The organism is Streptomyces neyagawaensis, from assembly GCF_023516595.1.
In the GTDB taxonomy this organism is placed as follows: Bacteria; Actinomycetota; Actinomycetes; order Streptomycetales; family Streptomycetaceae; genus Streptomyces; species Streptomyces neyagawaensis.
In genome coordinates this window covers 1-18,147 of sequence record NZ_JAMGBG010000173.1, presented here as the reverse complement: position 1 = coordinate 18,147, position 18,147 = coordinate 1, and the positions used below count along the sequence as shown (strand labels likewise).

The 18,147-nt window shown below is 72.2% G+C and carries 17 protein-coding genes; 10 read left to right on the top strand and 7 right to left on the bottom strand.

The window, feature by feature from the left end:
• Positions 1 to 34 precede the first annotated feature (34 nt).
• Positions 35 to 757, bottom strand: coding sequence for a hypothetical protein (locus tag M8J73_RS41195; RefSeq protein WP_206188080.1), 723 nt, complete (start codon positions 755 to 757; stop codon positions 35 to 37).
• A 258-nt stretch (positions 758 to 1,015) separates the two neighbouring features.
• On the opposite strand from M8J73_RS41195, the gene gcl reads away from it, so the two are divergent.
• Both gcl and M8J73_RS41185 read left to right on the top strand, forming a co-directional pair.
• Positions 1,016 to 2,800, top strand: coding sequence for a glyoxylate carboligase (gene gcl, locus M8J73_RS41190; RefSeq protein ID WP_055543170.1), 1,785 nt, complete (start codon positions 1,016 to 1,018; stop codon positions 2,798 to 2,800).
• Between the two features lie 494 nt (positions 2,801 to 3,294).
• Positions 3,295 to 4,575, top strand: coding sequence for a Shedu anti-phage system protein SduA domain-containing protein (locus tag M8J73_RS41185; RefSeq protein WP_240501525.1), 1,281 nt, complete (start codon positions 3,295 to 3,297; stop codon positions 4,573 to 4,575).
• Between the two features lie 389 nt (positions 4,576 to 4,964).
• Here M8J73_RS41185 and M8J73_RS41180 read toward each other — a convergent pair whose 3' ends face one another.
• Both M8J73_RS41180 and M8J73_RS41175 read right to left on the bottom strand, forming a co-directional pair.
• The gene (locus tag M8J73_RS41180) at positions 4,965 to 5,858 is read right to left on the bottom strand and encodes a 2-hydroxy-3-oxopropionate reductase (RefSeq protein ID WP_055540463.1); all 894 of its coding nucleotides are present in this window, start codon (positions 5,856 to 5,858) and stop codon (positions 4,965 to 4,967) included.
• 47 nt (positions 5,859 to 5,905) lie between these two features.
• On the bottom strand, positions 5,906 to 6,745 hold the full coding sequence (locus M8J73_RS41175; RefSeq protein WP_055540464.1) for a TIM barrel protein: 840 nt from the start codon (positions 6,743 to 6,745) through the stop codon (positions 5,906 to 5,908).
• 252 nt (positions 6,746 to 6,997) lie between these two features.
• Here M8J73_RS41175 and M8J73_RS41170 point away from each other — a divergent pair, with 252 nt between their 5' ends.
• From M8J73_RS41170 to hypA, 8 genes are all read left to right on the top strand, one after another.
• The gene (locus M8J73_RS41170; protein ID WP_372504101.1) at positions 6,998 to 8,827 is read left to right on the top strand and encodes a hypothetical protein; all 1,830 of its coding nucleotides are present in this window, start codon (positions 6,998 to 7,000) and stop codon (positions 8,825 to 8,827) included.
• Position 8,828: 1 nt separating this feature from the next.
• A complete protein-coding gene (locus M8J73_RS41165) occupies positions 8,829 to 9,917 on the top strand; it encodes an NADH-quinone oxidoreductase subunit B family protein (RefSeq protein WP_055543377.1) in 1,089 nt (362 codons plus the stop codon).
• 139 nt (positions 9,918 to 10,056) lie between these two features.
• Positions 10,057 to 11,850 carry a nickel-dependent hydrogenase large subunit gene (locus M8J73_RS41160; protein WP_249829785.1) on the top strand — a complete coding sequence of 598 codons (1,794 nt, stop codon included), beginning with the start codon at positions 10,057 to 10,059 and terminating at the stop codon, positions 11,848 to 11,850.
• Positions 11,843 to 12,403, top strand: a complete 561-nt coding sequence (locus tag M8J73_RS41155) for a NifU-related iron-sulfur-binding protein (protein WP_055541481.1) — start codon at positions 11,843 to 11,845, stop codon at positions 12,401 to 12,403. Before M8J73_RS41160 ends, M8J73_RS41155 begins: the two co-directional genes overlap by 8 nt.
• Positions 12,400 to 12,996 carry a DUF5947 family protein gene (locus tag M8J73_RS41150; protein ID WP_055541480.1) on the top strand — a complete coding sequence of 199 codons (597 nt, stop codon included), beginning with the start codon at positions 12,400 to 12,402 and terminating at the stop codon, positions 12,994 to 12,996. Before M8J73_RS41155 ends, M8J73_RS41150 begins: the two co-directional genes overlap by 4 nt.
• 41 nt (positions 12,997 to 13,037) lie before the next feature.
• A complete protein-coding gene (locus M8J73_RS41145; protein WP_055541479.1) occupies positions 13,038 to 13,244 on the top strand; it encodes a hypothetical protein in 207 nt (68 codons plus the stop codon).
• A 32-nt stretch (positions 13,245 to 13,276) separates the two neighbouring features.
• A complete protein-coding gene (locus tag M8J73_RS41140) occupies positions 13,277 to 13,471 on the top strand; it encodes a hypothetical protein (protein ID WP_157873286.1) in 195 nt (64 codons plus the stop codon).
• 7 nt (positions 13,472 to 13,478) lie between these two features.
• Positions 13,479 to 13,835 (top strand): hydrogenase maturation nickel metallochaperone HypA, encoded by a 357-nt coding sequence (hypA, locus tag M8J73_RS41135; RefSeq protein ID WP_055541477.1) that lies wholly within the window; start codon positions 13,479 to 13,481, stop codon positions 13,833 to 13,835.
• 105 nt (positions 13,836 to 13,940) lie between these two features.
• Here the strand turns inward: hypA and hypE are convergent, their stop codons facing one another.
• The 4 genes from hypE to hypF form a co-directional block, all read right to left on the bottom strand.
• Positions 13,941 to 15,011 (bottom strand): hydrogenase expression/formation protein HypE, encoded by a 1,071-nt coding sequence (hypE, locus tag M8J73_RS41130; protein WP_055541476.1) that lies wholly within the window; start codon positions 15,009 to 15,011, stop codon positions 13,941 to 13,943.
• Positions 15,004 to 16,149 carry a hydrogenase formation protein HypD gene (hypD, locus tag M8J73_RS41125; RefSeq protein ID WP_055541475.1) on the bottom strand — a complete coding sequence of 382 codons (1,146 nt, stop codon included), beginning with the start codon at positions 16,147 to 16,149 and terminating at the stop codon, positions 15,004 to 15,006. The genes hypE and hypD overlap by 8 nt, the downstream gene beginning before the upstream one ends.
• Positions 16,146 to 16,427 (bottom strand): HypC/HybG/HupF family hydrogenase formation chaperone, encoded by a 282-nt coding sequence (locus M8J73_RS41120; protein ID WP_055511614.1) that lies wholly within the window; start codon positions 16,425 to 16,427, stop codon positions 16,146 to 16,148. Before M8J73_RS41120 ends, hypD begins: the two co-directional genes overlap by 4 nt.
• Positions 16,428 to 16,430: 3 nt before the next feature.
• Positions 16,431 to 18,147 (bottom strand): carbamoyltransferase HypF (gene hypF, locus M8J73_RS41115; RefSeq protein ID WP_249829784.1); only part of this gene is annotated, 1,717 nt, incomplete at its 5' end.

The following is an 18,147-nucleotide window of genomic DNA, read 5'->3' as shown; positions in this document are numbered from 1 at the left end:
CCCCGTCTGGCCAACCGGTCGGGTCAGCGGCTGATCACGTTCCCGCGCCGGTCTCGACCAGTGCCACCGCGGCCGCGTTCACCGGCTGCGGGGTGCCCGTGAGGTCCAGGACGAACAGGGCGACGCCCAGGCCGTCGGCGCGGGTCCGGGCGTCGTCCGTGTATCCGGCGAGCGAGAAGCAGGCACAGTCGCAGGACTCGGCCATCGCGGTCAGCCACAGGCACTCGACGTCACGCGGCGCGGCCGGCTGGACCAGCGGGTGCACCTGCACCAGGACGCCGCGCGCGGCGAGACCGATGCCGTGCGGCTGGCGCTGGTCGGCCCGGCGGATGTCCTTGTAGCCCAGCCAGCGCAGATAGAGGGCGACGGCGGTGACCGCGTCGCGCGCGGTGCGGATCGTGACGGGCTGGAACGTGGCCCGCGACGCGGCGGGTTGTTCCCCTTGCTCCACGGGCGGTTCGGCCGGGTCGCCGCCCCCGATGCCCAACGGCTGGGCGGCGGCCGTGACGGGCACGCGCAGCACGGTCCCGCAGGAGCAGCCCAGCTCCGGATGGGGCCACTGGTCCGCGCGACCGCAGCTCCCGCAGCGGACGGTGACCCAGTCCTCGTCCCAGGTGCGGTGGGTGACGCAGACGGGGGCGGCGCGCCGGTTCAGGGGCGGCGCGACCGGGGTGCCGCACGCACAGGGGTAGGCGGGCGCGGCGTACTGGTGCTCCCGCCCGCACTCCGGGCATCGCACCGCCATGGTCTCGCTCATGTCCCACCCCACCACCGAGCTCACCGGGTCCCGTCGCACCAGCCCCCTCATCGTCCTCCAGCCGGGGGCGCACCGGCAGGAGAACACCACAGGCACGGGCGATTCGGCGGCCCCGCCCTTGACGGCCTCCCCACCGACTTCTAGATTACTTCCAGATAGCAGAAATCAACTTCCGCAATACGGAAAATAGGATCACGGAAGTGCTCGCGGCGGGGCGCGACGGGAGCGCGAGTCCGGCAGCTGAAGCAGGAGTACGCAATGGCTCGTATGACCGCTGCCCGCGCGGCAGTCGAGATCCTCAAGCGCGAGGGCGTCAGCGACGCGTTCGGCGTCCCCGGCGCCGCGATCAACCCCTTCTACGCCGCCCTGAAGGCCGCCGGCGGCATCCACCACACCCTCGCCCGCCATGTCGAGGGCGCCTCGCACATGGCCGAGGGCTACACCCGCACCCACCCCGGCAACATCGGGGTCTGCCTCGGCACCTCCGGACCCGCCGGCACCGACATGATCACCGGCCTCTATTCCGCCACCGGTGACTCGATCCCCATCCTCTGCATCACCGGCCAGGCACCCACCGCCGTGATCCACAAGGAGGACTTCCAGGCGGTCGACATCGCCTCCATCGCCCGCCCGGTCACCAAGATGGCGGTGACCGTCCTGGAGGCGGCGCAGGTCCCCGGCGTCTTCCAGCAGGCGTTCCACCTGATGCGCTCCGGCCGCCCCGGACCGGTCCTCGTCGACCTCCCGATCGACGTGCAGCTCACCGAGATCGAGTTCGACCCGGAGACGTACGAGCCGCTCCCCGTCTACAAGCCGGCCGCGACCCGCGCCCAGATCGAGAAGGCGATCGGGATGCTCAACGCCGCGGAGCGGCCGCTGATCGTCGCGGGCGGCGGAGTCATCAACGCCGACGCGAGCGAACTGCTCGTCGAATTCGCCGAGTTGACCGGTGTCCCGGTCGTGCCCACCCTCATGGGCTGGGGCGTCCTGCCCGACGACCACGAGCTGAACGCCGGCATGGTCGGCCTGCAGACCTCCCACCGCTACGGCAACGCGACCTTCCTCGCCTCCGACTTCGTCCTCGGTATCGGCAACCGCTGGGCCAACCGGCACACCGGGAACCTGGACGTCTACACGGCCGGGCGGACGTTCGTCCACGTCGACATCGAACCCACCCAGATCGGCAGGATCTTCGCCCCCGACTACGGCATCGCCTCGGACGCCGGGGCCGCGCTGGAACTGTTCGTCCAGGTCGCGCGGGAGCTGAAGGGCAAGGGGCGACTGCCCGACCGCTCCGCGTGGGCGGCCGAGGCACAGGACCGCAGGGCCCGCCTCCAGCGCCGTACCCACTTCGACGACGTCCCGATCAAGCCCCAGCGCGTCTACGAGGAGATGAACCGGGCCTTCGGCCCCGAGACCCGGTACGTCACCACCATCGGCCTCTCCCAGATCGCCGGCACCCAGATGCTGCACGTCCACCGGCCGCGCCACTGGATCAACTGCGGCCAGGCGGGCCCGCTCGGCTGGACCGTCCCCGCCGCGCTCGGCGTCGCCAAGGCCGACCCGGAGGCCTCCGTCGTCGCCCTCTCCGGCGACTACGACTTCCAGTTCATGATCGAGGAGCTGGCCGTCGGGGCGCAGCACCGGATCCCGTACGTCCATGTCCTGGTGAACAACTCCTACCTGGGCCTCATCCGGCAGGCGCAGCGCGCCTTCGACATCGACTTCCAGGTCAACCTGGAGTTCGAGAACGTCAACTCGCCCGAGCTGGGTGTCTACGGCGTCGACCACGTCAAGGTCGCCGAGGGCCTCGGCTGCAAGGCGATCCGGGTGACCGACCCGGCCGACCTGGGCGCCGCCTTCGAGGAGGCGAAGAAGCTCGCGGCGCGGTACCGGGTGCCGGTGGTCGTCGAGGCCATCCTGGAACGGGTCACCAACATCTCGATGTCCACGACCAACGACATCAGCGCCGTCGTGGAGTTCGAGGAACTGGCGACGGAGCCGTGGCACGCGCCGACGTCGATCAGGACGCTGAAAGCCTGAAGGTCTGACGGGGCGGCTCGCCCGAACGGGGAGGGTTGCCGGGGGCTTCCGGCAGGGATCCTCGAACGTGGGCGGGGACCGTGCGTCGGTGTGACCTCGCATGATGCGAGCCGCTTTTGTCACACCGCCGCACGGCCCCCGTTTCCCCCGTGCCCCCCGTTTCCCCTGATCCCGCGAACCTCTTTCCCCCGTTCGCCGAACCCGCGATCCCGCGGACCTCGATTCCCCCGTGCCCGCGAGGGCGCGTTCCCCCGTACCCACGGCGGAGCTCTCTCCCCCGTCGAGGCCCGCCGCCCCCGTGCCGGCGGGCCTCGTGTGTCGAGGATGTGCCCGCACCCAGGGGCAGTTGAAGCCCTTCGACGGTGGTTCAGAGGTTGATTTGAGGGTTCCGTAGGCGCTCTACGCCCCCTTGCGTAGACGGGCGGGTCAGGAGCGCGCCGGCCCCGAACATCGGCCCATGAGGGATTGTCGGACCCGGGCCGCACAATCCCTCCATGGCGACACGATGCGACATGGCGCTGGAGTGGCAGCTGGAGAAGGTGGCGGAGGCGGTGGCCGGCCAGGCGGTCCAGGACGCCCTGAGCGCCGTCCTCGCGCACATCAACGGCGGTCCCGGGCGCGGCCGCAGGGGCGGCAAGGAACTGGAACGGCTGCTGGCGGCGGCGCGCGGCACGGCGGCCGACGCGGGGGAGTGGCACGTGGTGCGCATGCTCCAGGACGCTCTGGACTACGCCCAGGGCCTCATCCTCCGGCCCGACTTCGACGAGCGCTACCGGCTCACCCGCGACGGCAGGCGCGACCGGATCAGCCGCGACTACCTCGGCAGGACGGTGTGGGTGACACACCGGTGGATGGTCGAGGAGGGCCGCGCCTACCTGCGGAAGCAGCCCGACGCGAGCGTGGCGGAGTTCCTGGACCACTTCCACGCCCAGGGGGAGGACGCCCTGTTCATGGAGGCCCCCGAGGACCGGCCCGGCCGCTGGGTGATCCCGCGCGGCCGGGCCGAGACGGCACTGTGGCTGGAACGCATCTTCCGGGACGGCCGGGTCGACATCGAGGACCCCGCCCTCGCCGCCCGGGACATCGCCGCCTCTCCGGAGGCGCTGGCTCTGCTCGCGGCCGACCGCAAGGGCCGACTGGTCATCCAGGCGGCCGAGTTGCGTCGTCGCGCCGCCGGACTCGACGAGCTGCGCGCGGTGGTCGAGGACCCGAACGCCTCGGAGCGGGAGCTCCAGCGGGCTCTGGAGGGCCAGCACTGGATCTTCGGCGGCCGGTTCGTCGGCGAGGCCGCGCACCGCAGGCTCGTACCGGGCGACGAGGTCGACATCCCGCTGATACGGGGCGACGGCGCCCTGCACATCGTCGAGCTGAAACGCTCGATGGGCCTCAAGCACCCGTTGGTGGTCCGCCACCGCAATGCCTGGGTGCCCGGGGCGGAGGTGCACAAGGCGGTGGGGCAGGCCGTCAACTACCTGGTCGGGCTGGACGAGGACCGCCACCGCATCCGTGAGGAGTTCGGCATCGAGACCCGGCGGGCCGGTGCCCTCGTCCTCGTCGGCCACCCCGCGCTGCACCCCGAGGTGCCGGAGGAGGAGATCACCGAGGCCCTGCGAACGTTCAACGACCATATGAGCCGCGTCGAGGTGCTCACGTACAAGGAGTTGCTGGACAACGCCCGGCGTTCGCTGGGCGGCCCGGACGAGCGGCGGTCCGAGGCGCCGGCCGCGGTGCCGTGGGCCGGACGGGAGCTGTTGCCGTTGCCGCCGGCCCTGTGACCGGGAGGGGTGTGGGCGGCTAGGACCGCGGCGGCGCACGACGGCATCGGCCCGGCGCCCCTCACGTCGAGACGGGGGGCCGATGCCTTGCGCCACCGCACTGGCGTGCACGCCGCCGCGGTCCTCGCCCTGCCCGCGCGCGCCGGACCGGATGACCCCTCATCCACGTGATCCGGCGGGGTGCGCGGGCGGTGCGTCCGTGCAACACATTCCTGATGGGCAATCAGGAGCCGGACGCAGTCAGGTGGTTCATCGATTTCATCGAGTGTGTCGGGTTCGTCGAGGGTTCCGGTCCGCGGTGGCGCCTGGGCGCGACAGGACAGATGTCGGCGCCGCCGCGGACCGGAAGTTCGGGGAGGCTCCGGCCCTCGGGACTCGGCCCTCGGGTCTCAGAGCCGGGCGCCGGAGAGGCGCTCCACGGTCCGCAGCAGGGCCGAGTGGTCCAGGCCGCCGTCGCCCTGCGCGCGGAGCGACGCCACCAGCTGGGCCAGCACGGCGCCGACGGGGAGCGCGGCACCGACGGTGCGGGCGGCGTCGGTGACGATGCCCATGTCCTTGTGGTGCAGGTCGATCCGGAAGCCCGGCTTGAAGTCCCGGTTCAGGAAGTTGTCCTTCTTGCGGGTCAGCACGGTCGAGCCGGCGAGCCCGCCGTTGAGGACGTCCAGCGCCGCCCCCAGGTCCACACCCGACTTCTCCAGGAAGACCACGGCCTCGGCGCACGCCTGGATGTTCACGGCGACGATCAGCTGGTTCGCGGCCTTCACCGTCTGCCCGGAGCCGTGCGGGCCGCACAGCACGACGGTTGTGCCGAGCGCCTCCAAGAGCGGCCGGGCCTCGTCGAAGTCGACCTGCTCACCGCCCACCATGATGGACAGCACGGCCTCCACGGCCCCGGCCTCGCCACCGGAGACGGGCGCGTCGAGGACCCGGATGCCCTTGTCCTTCGCCGCCCTCGCCAGGTCGATCGAGGTCTGCGGGGTGATGGACGACATGTCGATCAGCAGGGTCCCGGCCCGCGCGTTCTCCAGGATGCCGTCGGGGCCGTACGCGACCGCCTCGACCTGCGGGGACGCGGGCACCATCGTGATCACGACGTCGGCGTCCCGCACGGCCTCCGCGACGGAGGCCGCCGCGGTGCCGCCGGCCGCCGTCAGCCGGTCGAGCTTGTCCTGCTCCAGGGTGTGGCCCGTGACGTCGTAGCCCGCCTTGATCAGGTTTTCGGACATGGGCGAGCCCATGATGCCGAGTCCGATCCAGGCGACCTTGGGAAGACTGCTGCGCATGATGAGGGTGCCTCTCTGACTGCTCTGCTACGTCTGGTCGGTGGCGCTCAGCGTCCCCCGCGGGCCTCGCGGGGGAGCCACTCGAATGCCTCGGCGCTCGGCCGGTCGCCCGGCTTGTACTCCAGGCCGACCCGACCCTCGTAACCCGCCTCGCCCAACTGGTCGAGGAGGTCGGCCAGCGGGAGGGAGCCCGTGCCGGGCGCGCCTCGACCGGGGTTGTCGGCGATCTGCACATGGCCCGTCCGGTCGGTGTACCGCTCGATCACCGACGGCAGGTCCTCGCCGTTCATGGACAGGTGGTAGAGGTCCATCAGGAAGCGGGCGTTGCCCAGGCCGGAGGCCCGGTTGACCTTGTCGACGACCTCGACGGCGGCGGGGGCCGAGACCAGCGGGCAGAGCGGGGACTCCACCTTGTTCAGGGCCTCGACCAGCAGGATCGCGCCCACCCGGTCGGCGGCACGCGCGGCGAGGACCAGGTTCTCCAGCGCGAGCGCGTCCTGCTCGGCGGGGTCCACGCCCTTGACGCGGTTGCCGTACAGGGCGTTGAGGGCCGTGCAGCCCACCGACCGCGCGAAGTCGGCGACCACGTCGACGTTGGCGCGGAACCGCTCCGACTCCTCGCCGGGGATCGACAGGGCGCCGCGGTCCGGGCCCGGAAGCCGCCCGGCGTAGAAGTTGAGCCCCGTCAGCCGGACACCGGCGCCGTCGAGCGCGCGCCGGAGGGCGTCCAGCTCCGACTGCTCGGGGGTGGGGGAGTCGACCCAGGGCCACCACAGTTCGACCGCCGTGAAGCCGGCCGCGGCGGCTGCCGCGGGGCGCTCCAGGAGCGGGAGTTCCGTGAAGAGGATCGACAGGTTGACGTTGAAGCGCTGCGCCGCGAATCCCATGGGGCCTCAGACGCTCCCTTCCATGTCGCTTCCGAGTATTTCCACATTCTGTTTCCATATTGCGGAAATTAGTTTCTGCTTAACGGAAGACTGTCGCTCGTTGTCCGGGCTTGTCAAGAGGGCGCGGCGGAAGTCGGCGTGCCGGACGACCCTCGAACGGCTCAGTGCGCTCCGCCGGAGGAGGCGGGAGAGCGTGAGCGGTGTGACGGTGGTGGAAGGGATGAGCCGGCACGCGAGCAGAAGGAGGGCGCGATGGCGTACGGACCGGTCGAGAGCGGCACGGTGTGCCCGGCCACGGGCATGGACACCGGCCTGCCGCCGGACCCGTCCCACGGCGTCTTCGAGCAGATCACCGCCGTCGCCGACGCCGTCCTCTACGAGGGCTACCTCCTGTACCCGTACCGGCGGTCCTCCGCGAAGAACCGCGTCCGCTGGCAGTTCGGGGTGCTGTTCCCCCGCCAGTGGGTGGAGGCGGACGGCCCCGTCGTCCCCGGTGTGTCCGGCTCCGCCGACTCCTGGTACCAGCGGACCGAGTGCCTGCTGCGCGTCCTGCGGCCCGGCGCGAGCGTCCGGGTGAGGCTGCGTCACCTGCATACGCAGCACAAGCAAGTGGAGGAGGCCGGCCCCGACGGCGGCCACCGCCCGGTCGCCTCGCTGCGGACCGGCGACGGCACCGTCCATCTGACCTTCGACGAGGCGGTGCCGCGCGAGACCGAGATCGTCGCCCAGCTGGACGACCTGCTGCGCGGCGAGAGCACCGTCCCGGTGGAGGCGGCGGCCGGCGAGGACATCGAGCCGCTGCCGGGTCGCGCGGGCCGGGTGGTGCGGCGCCGCGAGGAGGTGAGGGCGAGCGTCACCCTGACGGCCGAGCGACTCGCGGACGACGTGTTCCGGCTCCGCGTACGCACCGCGAACGCCGTGGACGGCCTGGAGCCCCGGGCACCTCGCGACGAGGCGCTGCGGCGGGCGCTCATCGCCACGCACACCCTCATCGGCGGTGAGGGCGTGGAGTTCGTCTCGCTGATCGACCCGCCGGCGGACCTGGCCGACCAGGCGCGGGCCTGCCGGAACGAGTTCACCTTCCCCGTACTCGCAGACGAGCCCCCCGTCGGGCCCGTCGTGCTCTCCGCGCCGATCATCCTGCCCGACCACCCCCAGGTGGCCCCGGAGAGCCCGGGAGACCTGCACGACGCGGCGGAGATCGACGAGATCCTCACGCTGCGGACCATGCTGCTGACCGACGAGGAGAAGCGGGAGGCGCGCGCGACCGACCCGCGGGCCGCCGCGATCCTCGACCGAGTCGACACCATGCCCCCGGAGATCTTCGCCCGCCTCCACGGAGCGGTCCGCTCCCTGACCCCGGTCCCCACCGCTCCCGTTCCCGAGTCCATGGTTTCGGTCCCCGCCGTTCCTGCGGCTACGACTTCGGCCGCCGCCGTTCCCGAGTCCACGGCTTCGGCCACCGCCGCTCCCGCGGCCACGCATTCGGTCACGGCCCCGTCGGCCCCCGCCAACGTCCTGTCCACCACCCCCGCCACCGCCCCGTCGCCCCCGGTCGCCGCCGCGCAGGCCCCGGGCCCGGCCCCGCACACCGACCCGGCAGCCCAGTTTCCGGTCACCACCACCCCGGCCCCCGCACCCCCCTTCGCCGCGTCCGAGGCGGTCGCGGCGTCCGCGTCCGAGCGCCCCGTCTGGTGGCAGGAGGGGGCCGACGACGGGCTCTCGCCAACCACCGAGACCGTGGTCGTCGACGGGATGCCGGTCGGCGGCGGCAGCCGGGTGCGGCTACGGCCCCGCAGGAGTGCCGACGCCCAGGACATGTTCCTGGCCGGGCGCACCGCGGAGGTGGCCGCCGTCTTCCACGATGTCGACGGCAGCGTGCATCTCGCCGTCACCCTCGACGACGACCCCGCGTCCGAACTGCACACCTGGTACGGCCGCTTCCTCTACTTCCGGCCCGACGAGCTCGAACCACTGGAGCCCGCCACATCCCGGGACGAGCCGTCGAAACCGGCTCCCGCCGCAGCTTCGGCGCGGCACACGACAACCGACTCCGAGACCCACCGCAGCGGAGGCCGATGACATGACCACCAGCAGCAGTACCACCGACGTCAGCGAGGAACCCAGCCGCGGCGAGGACCGCGAGGGCTTCGACGAGATCACGATCCTGTGGATCTCCGAAGGCATGAGCTGTGACGGCGACACCGTCTCGCTGACCGCCGCGGGCCAGCCCTCCATCGAGGACGTGGTCCTCGGGCTGATCCCCGGCCTGCCGAAGGTGAACCTCGTCAACAAGGTGCTGTCCCCCAGCCTGGGCGGCGAGGACTTCCTCGCCCCCTACCGGGCGGCGGCACGCGGCGACCTGGCCCCCTTCATCCTCGTCATCGAGGGCTCGATCCCCAACCAGAACATCATCGAGGGCGACGGCTACTGGACGTCCTTCGGCAACGACCCGGAGACCGGTGAGCCACAGACCCTCAACTGGTGGATCGACCAACTCGCCCCGAAGGCCTGGGCGGTGGTCGCCGCCGGCACGTGCGCCACCTTCGGTGGCATCCACGCCATGTCCGGCAACCCGACCGGCTGCATGGGCCTCGCCGACTACCTGGGCTGGGACTACACCTCCCAGGGCGGGCTGCCCGTGGTCAACGTGCCCGGCTGCCCGATCCAGCCCGAGAACTTCATGGAGGTCCTGGTCTGGGTCCTCTACCACGCGGCCGGTTCCGCGCCCCCGCCCCCGCTGGACCACATGCTGCGCCCGCAGTGGCTGTTCGGCAAGACGGTCCACGAGGGCTGCGACCGGGGCTCGTACTACGAGCAGGCCGGCTTCGCCAAGGACTACAACTCGCCCAAGTGCCTGGTGAAGACCGGCTGTTGGGGGCCCGTGGTCAACTGCAACGTGCCCAAGCGCGGCTGGATGGCCGGCATCGGCGGCTGCCCGAACGTCGGCGGCATCTGCATCGGCTGCACCATGCCCGGCTTCCCCGACGCGTTCATGCCGTTCATGGACGAGCCGCCGGGCGGCACCCTGTCGTCGCTCGCCATCAAGCCGTACGGCGCGGTCATCCGCCGACTGCGCGGCATGACCAACGAGCTGGTGAACCACGAGCCGAGGTGGCGCCACAACAAGCGCAAGCTCACCAGCGGCTACAACCCGCGCTACCGCCCCTGACACACCGGGCGCACCGCGTCCCACCGCCCGCGGGACCGACCACCCGCGGCCCCCCCAACACCCCAAGGCACCCCCTACACCCCCATGCACCACCGGACCCCCACCCACACCACGCCGACAGCGAGGGGCAGCACCGCACATGACCACCACCGAGGCCCGGCCCACCGAGCGCAAGCCGCCACAACTCGTGGACATGTCCTGGGATCCGATCACCCGGATCATCGGGAACCTGGGCATCTACACGAAGATCGACTTCGCCAACCGGGAAGTCGTGGAATGCCACAGCACCTCGTCGCTGTTCCGCGGCTACTCGGTGTTCATGAAGGGCAAGGACCCCCGCGACGCGGGCTTCATCACGTCCCGGATCTGCGGCATCTGCGGCGACAACCACACCACCTGCTCCGACTACGCCCAGCAGATGGCCTACGGCGTCAAGCCGCCCCCGCTGGCCGACTACATCGTCAACCTCGGCGAGGCGGCGGAGTACATCTTCGACCACACGATCTTCCAGGACAACCTGGTCTTCGTGGACTTCTGCGAGGCGATGGTCAAGTCCACCAACCCCGGTGTGCTGGCCCGCGCCGAGGCCACCTCGGCACCCCGCGGCGACATCCACGGCTACCGGACGATCGCCGACATCATGCGGGCCTTCAACCCCTTCGAGGGTGAGGTGTACAAGGAGGCCCTGAAGGTCAGCCGCATCACCCGTGAGATGTTCTGCCTCATGGAGGGGCGGCACGTCCACCCGTCCACGCTGTACCCGGGCGGCGTCGGCACGATGCCGCAGCCGACCACCTTCACCGACTACCTCAGTCGCCTCATGCGGGTCATCGACTTCGTGAAGAAGGCCGTCGCCATGAACGACGACGTCTTCGACTTCTTCTACGAGGCGCTGCCCGGCTACGAGGAGGTCGGCCGCCGCCGCATCCTGCTGGGCTGCTGGGGCGCCTTCCAGGATCCCATGACCGTCGACTACCGCTACGAGACGATGAACACCTGGGGCAAGCAGATGTACGTCACCCCGGGCGTCATCGTCGACGGCGAGCTCGTCACCAACAACCTCATCGACATCAACCTCGGCCTGCGCATCATGCTGGGCAGCTCGTACTACGAGGACTGGGTCAACGAGAAGCCGTTCGTCACCCACGACCCGCTCGGCAACCCCGTCGACATGCGCCACCCGTGGAACCAGACCACCGTCCCGGTGCCGCAGAAGCGGAACTTCGACGACAAGTACAGCTGGGTCATGAGCCCCCGCTGGCTCGACCCGCGCACCGGGGACCACCTCGCCCTCGACACCGGCGGCGGCCCCCTCGCCCGCCTGTGGTCGACCGCGCTGAGCGGCCTCGTCGACACCCCGTACGTCAAGGCCACCGGCCACAGCGTGCGCATCTCCCTGCCCAAGGGCGAGACGCTCCCGGAGACGACCTTCGAGTGGCGCATCCCGCAGTGGAGCAACACCATCGAACGCGACCGCGCCCGGCCGTACTTCGTCGCCTACGCGGCCGCGATGGCCCTCCAGTTCCTGGAGGAGGCCATGGGCCTGGTGCGGGCCGGCGAGACCAAGGTGTTCGAGAACTTCGAGGTGCCCGACGAGGCGATCGGCTGCGGCTTCCACGAGGCCGTGCGCGGCGTCCTCTCCCACCACCTGGTCATCAAGGACAAGAAGATCGCCAACTACCACCCGTACCCGCCCACCCCGTGGAACGCGAGCCCTCGCGACAAGTTCGGCACCCCCGGCCCGTACGAGGACGCCGTCCAGGGCCAGCCGATCTTCGAGGAGAACGGTCCCGACGACTTCAAGGGCATCGACATCATGCGCACCGTCCGCAGCTTCGATCCCTGTCTGCCGTGCGGCGTCCACATGTACGTCGGCAAGGGCAAGACGCTGACCACGCTCCACTCGCCGACGTACGGGGCGAACCATGGCTGAGGCCGCCGCCCCCGCACGGCTCGCGGACCCCGATGTCGAGGCCCGGCTGGCCCGCCTCGACGCGCTGCTGGAGGAGGTCGAGTCCGCGCCCGGCCCCGCCGCACGCGCGGCGACCGACGCGGTACGGCTGCTCACCGAGGTCTACGGCGAGGCCCTGGCCCGCGTCCTGGACCAGGCGGACGCGCCGCTCGCCGAACGCCTCGCCGACGACGAGCTGCTCGGCCATCTGCTGGTGCTGCACGACATCCACCCCGAGCCCCCCGAGCAGCGGGCGGCCCGCGCGGTCGAACGCCTGCGGCCCGCCGTGCGGGAACGCGGCGGCGACGTCGAATGGGCCGGAATGGAGGGGGAGGTGGCCCGGGTACGGCTGACGTCGGGCGGCGGCTGCGGATCCGGGTGCGGCGGAGGAGGCGGCGGCGACGACGTGAGTGCCGCCGTCCGCGAAGCGGTGCTCGCCATGGCTCCCGAGCTGACGGCGGTGGAACCGGTCCCGGAGGCCCCGGCCCCCGCGTTCGTGCCGCTGACCACGCTCAAGCGCCGGGTTGCCCCATGAGCACCGAGGGTGCGCTGGCCCGCCTCATCCGTTCCTCGGCCGACCGCGCCACGGCGGCCGGGGCGGAGGTGTGCGACCTGTGCGCCGCACCGGTCGCCGACGAGCACGCCCACCTCTACGACACCGGGCAGGCGGAGGTGCGCTGCGTGTGCGGCCCCTGCTCGGTGCTGTTCGCCGACGCCAAGGCGGCGGAGGGCCACCACCGGCTCGTGCCCCGGCGCCGGGTCCGGCTGCCCCACCTGGACACCGCCGTCCTGGGGGTGCCGGTCGGCCTGGTGTTCTTCGTGCCCCGGACCGACGGCACGGTCACCGCCGAGGGCCCGAGCCCCGCGGGCGCCATGCGGTGGGAGGTGGACGCCTCGGCCTGGAAGGAGCTGACCGGGACATGCCCGCCGCTCGCCGGCATGGAACCCGATGTGGAGGCCCTCCTGGTGAACACCGTCCACGGCCTCGACCACCACTGGATCGTGCCGATCGACGACTGCTACCGCATGGTCGCCCTCGTACGCCGCGAGTGGCGCGGCTTGTCCGGCGGAGGCCGGGTCTGGCCCGCCGTCGAGGAATTCTTCGAGGACCTCACCGAGCGGTCATGACCACGCACTCCGCAGGTCGGAGGCGAGGAAGGAGAACACCGATGGGCAGCATCAGAGTGGGCCGGGCCCAGGCCAGGCCCGACACGCCCCGGCACGTCACCGGTATGCACCAGGGCAACCGGGGACCGTACAAGGACCAGAAGGGACACCACGAGGACGGCACCGCCGACGCGCGCCGTTCCACCGGGATCCAATGGAAGCGGCATGACACCCTCGCGGAGACCATGCCGAACATCTCACCGGGATGAGACAGCAGGGAGTCGCCGCAATGATGACGTACATGCGTGCACGAAGGCCCGCCGCCGCCCACCGCGGACGCGGCGGGATGACCGGACAGCGGGTCCTGATGGCCGAGGCCGCCATGGTCGGCGGTCTGGCCCTGGCGCTGCTCCTGTCGGAGCTGCCCAGCCTGCGGCGCGAGGCGCGGATCTGGCGGATGGCCGGCGGCTTCCGCGCCGGGCACCGGTATCCGTGAGCCGACCGTGCACGAACTGTCGATCGCGACCGCGATCATCGAACGGGCCGATGAGATGGCCCGTGCGGACGGCACGGACTCCGTCTCGGCGGTGACCGTCCGGGTCGGGGAGCTGGCGGGCGTCGTCCCCGACGCCCTCGGCTTCGCCTTCGAGGTGGCCCGTGACGGCACCGCCCTCGCCGGGGCCCGGCTCCAGGTCGAGCAGGTCCCGGCACAGGCCTGGTGCGGCCCGTGCGCCGAGGAGTTCGCGGTGGGCATGCCGCCGTTCTTCTGGTGCCCGCGCTGCGACCGGCCCTCCACCGAGCTGCGCAGCGGCCGGGAACTGGAGATCACCGCGATCGAGCCGGCCCCGGCCACCGCGTAGTCCGAGGACCGGCACCGGCCACCGCATGACACGGGGTCGACACCGGCCACCGCACAGCCCGGGGGCCCCGTCGGGTACCGGCGGGGCCCCCGGACGTCGTCCTCCTCAGCAGATGCGCGGCAGTTGCTCGCCGAGCGGCAGGTCCACCACCCGTGTGCCGCCGAGACCGGTGGCGACCACGACCATCCCCGGATGGTCGGCGACGCACTCGCCGATCAACGTGGCCCCGGCGCCCTGCGGATGGGCGCGCATCGCCGCCAGCACCTCCTCCGCCGCCGACGGCGGCACGAACGCCACCAGGCGGCCCTCGTTGGCGACGTAGAGCGGGTCGAGCCCGAGGAAACCGCAGGCGTTGGCCACCGCGTCCGGCACCGGAATCGCGCGCTCCTGGAGCCGGACGCCGGTCCCGGAGGCACGGGCGATCTCGTTGAGTGAGGCCGCGAGGCCGCCCCTGGTGGGATCGCGCAGCACATGGATGTCGGGGGTGACGGCCAGCATCGCCGCGACCAGATCCGCGAGCGGCGCCGTGTCGCTGGCGACGTCCACCCCGAACTCCAGTCCCTCCCGCACGCTCATGATCGCCACCCCGTGCAGACCGATCGGCCCGCTGACGATGACCGCGTCACCCGGCCGTGCCCGCTGCGGCCGGATGTCCACGCCGTCCGGGACGAGGCCCACACCGGCGGTGGTGACATACACCCCGTCGCCGTGCCCGGACTCCACCACCTTGGTGTCCCCGGTGGCGACCATGACACCTGCGGCCCCGGCCGCCGCCCCCATGGCGCGCGCGATCCGCTCCACGACCGTCAGCTCCACGCCCTCCTCCAGTACGAAGGCGGCGGACAGGTACGCGGGCCGGGCACCGCTCATCGCCAGGTCGTTGACGGTGCCATTGACCGCGAGGTCACCCAGGCAGCCGCCGGGGAAGAACAGTGGCCGGACCACATAGGAGTCGGTGGAGAACGCCAGCCGCGCGCCGCCCAGTTCGAGGACGGCGGAGTCGGCGAGCGAGGCCAGGACGGCGTTGCCGTAGGCGGGGGCGAAGACCTGCTCCACCAGTTCCGCCGACAGCGCGCCCCCTCCGCCGTGCCCCATGACGACGACCGGCTGGTCGCGCAGGGGAGCGGGACAGGTCCAGGCGGACGGATCGACCACATCGGCGAGTTGTTCAGGCAACGGGGTTCATCTCCTCCCGCGCGACCGGAGCGGCCTGCGGTGTCGGGCCGTCGTTCATCCGGCGGTACAGGTAGTACGCCGCGCAGGCGCCCTCGCTGGACACCATGGTGGCGCCGAGCGGGGTGCGCGGGGTGCAGGTGGTGCCGAACGCGCCGCACTCCGTGGGCTTGATCAGCCCCTGCAACACCTCGCCGCTGCGGCACTCGGCCGGCTCCTCGGTACGGATCCCGGTGACGTCGAAGCGGTGCTCGGCGTCGAACGCGCGGAACGCGTCGGTGAGCCGCCAGCCACTCCCGGGGATGCGTCCGATGCCCCGCCAGTTGCGGTCGGTGACCTCGAACACCTCCTCGATCATGCGGACGGCGGCCGGGTTGCCCTCGTCGCGCACGGCACGCGCGTAGGCGTTCTCCACCCGGTGCTCACCGCGCTCCAGCTGGCGGACCGCGCGGCGGATGCCCTCCAGGATGTCCAGCGGTTCGAAGCCGGTCACCACGATCGGGACGCCGTACCGCTCGGCGAGTGCCGGGTACTCGGCCGTGCCCATCACACTGCACACGTGCCCCGCGGCCAGGAAGCCCTGCACCCGGCAGGTGGGCGCCGTCATGATGGCCTCGACGGCCGGGGGCACCCGCACATGCGACACCAGCAGGCTGAAGTTGGTCAGGCCCAGCCGGCGCGCCTGGTGCACGGCCATCGCGTTGGCGGGGGCCGTGGTCTCGAAGCCGATGGCGAAGAAGACCACCTCCCGGTCCGGGTTGCGGCGGGCCAGCTCCAGCGCGTCGAGCGGCGAGTACACCACGCGGACGTCGCCGCCCCCGCCCTTGACCCGGAACAGGTCCCGGTCGGTCCCGGGCACCCGGAGCATGTCCCCGAAGGAGCAGAAGATCACCCCGGGACGGGCGGCGATCTCCAGCGCCTTGTCGATGACCTCCAGCGGTGTCACGCACACCGGGCAGCCGGGGCCGTGGATCAACTCCACCTCGTCGGGCAGCAGACGGTCGATGCCGTGCCGGACGATCGAGTGGGTCTGCCCGCCGCACACCTCCATCAGGGCCCACGGCCGGGTGGCGGTGGCACGGATCTCGTCCAGCAGCCGCCGCGCCAGAGCGGGGTCGTTGAACTCGTCGATGTACTTCACGGGGTTCCCGCCTCCTTCGCCGCCTGCTCCCAGGCGTCGCCGAACTCCTCCTCCAGCAGCCCCAGTTCCTCGAAGAGCTTCAAGGAGGCCAGGGCCGACTCCTCGTCAAGGCGCTGGAGCGCGAACCCGACGTGCACGATGACGTACTCACCGACGCGCACATCGGGCACGTACTCCAGACACGCCTGCTTCTGCACACCGCCGAAGTCGATCAGCCCGGTGAGGGGGTCGGCGCTGTCGTCGATGGCCACGACCTTGCCGGGCACTGCCAAACACATGGGTCACTCCTCTTGTCGTCGGTGAGCCGCGACCACCAGTTGGCCGAGGGCCAGCCCGCCGTCGTTCGGCGGGACCTCGCCGTGCCGCAGCACCGTGAAGCCCGCCCCGGCCAGCAGCCGCGCGCACTCCTCCTCCAGCAGGGCGTTGGCGAAGACGCCGCCGCTCAGCGCGACGACGGCAAGGCCGGTGTCCCGGCGCGCCCGTCCGCAGAGCTCCACGACGGCCCGTGCGACGCCCCGGTGGAAGCGCGCCGCGAGGACCGCGGGCGGGGTGCCCCGGCGCAGGTCGGCGACGAGCGCGCCCAGCACGGGAGCGGGGTCCCACACGCCGTCGCCGATGCCGAAGGCGTACGCCGAGGTGTCCGCGTCCCAGACCGAGGCCGCGGCGGCCTCCAGCTCCAGGGCGGCCTGCGCCTCGTACCCCGCGCGGTGGCACACACCGGCGAGGGACGACACGGCGTCGAAGAGACGGCCCATGCTGGAGGTCGCCACACAGGCCAGCCCGCGCGTCAACTGCCGTTCCAGCACGTGAAGTTCCTCGCGGGTGCAGGCGGTCGTGCAGGGCAGGTCGGGGTCCCACGGCAGGCCCGCCGCCCACAGCCGGGCCAGCGCGAGACGGCAGGGGTTCGCCACACCCGCGTCGCCGCCCGGCAGCGGGGCCGGGGCCAGATGGGCGAGGCGCCGGTGGCCCGCGTAGTCGGCGAGCAGGACCTCACCGCCCCAGACGGTGCCGTCGTCGCCGTAGCCCGTGCCGTCGAACGCGACGCCGATGACGGGCGTCGTGCCGTCGAGGCCGTGCTCGGCCATCGCCGACGCGATGTGCGCGTGGTGGTGCTGGACCAGCACGGGTCTGCCCCCGGCCAGCCGGGCGGCCCAACGCGTGGAGTGGTATCCGGGGTGCCGGTCCGCGGCGACCAGCTCGGGGCTGACGCCGGTCAGGCTCCGCATCCGCGTCTCCGCCCTGCGGGCCGCCTCCAGGGTGGTCAGGTCGCCCATGTCGCCGATGTGCGGGCCGAACCACGCCTGGTCGCCCTCGCCGACGCACAGGGCGTTCTTCAGATCGCCGCCCACCGCGAGCGCGGGCCGCACCGCCACCGGCAGCCGCAGCGGGCGGGGCACGTACCCGCGGGAGCGGCGCAACACCTGCTCGGTGCCGTCGACGCGCACCCGCAGCAGGGAGTCGTCGCAGGGCGCGGAGACCTCCCGGTCATGGGCGAGCCAGGCGTCCGCGAGCCCCGCCAGCCTGGTCAGCGCCTCGTCGTCGTCCGTGACGATCGGTTCCCCCGAGCGGTTGCCGCTCGTCATCACCAGCACGCGCGGTCCCGGCGGATCGCCGGGCAGCCCGAACAGCAGCGTGTGCAGCGGGGTGTACGGCAGCATCACGCCGAGGTGCGGGCTGCCGGGGCACACCCCGGGCGCGAGCACCCCCTGCCCGGCGCGCGGCCGCAGCAGGACGATGGGACGCCGGGGGCCGGTGAGCGTCGCCGCCTCGGCCGCGGAGACGGCGGCGATCCGCCGTACGGTGTCGAGGTCCGCGCACATCACCGCGAACGGCTTGCCGCCGCGTGCCTTGCGGGCGCGCAGGGTGTCGACGGCGGTCGCGTCGCCGGCGTCGCACGCCAGGTGGTAGCCGCCGAGGCCCTTGACGGCGACGATCCGCCCGGCGGCCAGCAGCGCGCGGGCCGCTGCGAGGGCGTCGGCGCCGAGGGCGGGCCGGGCG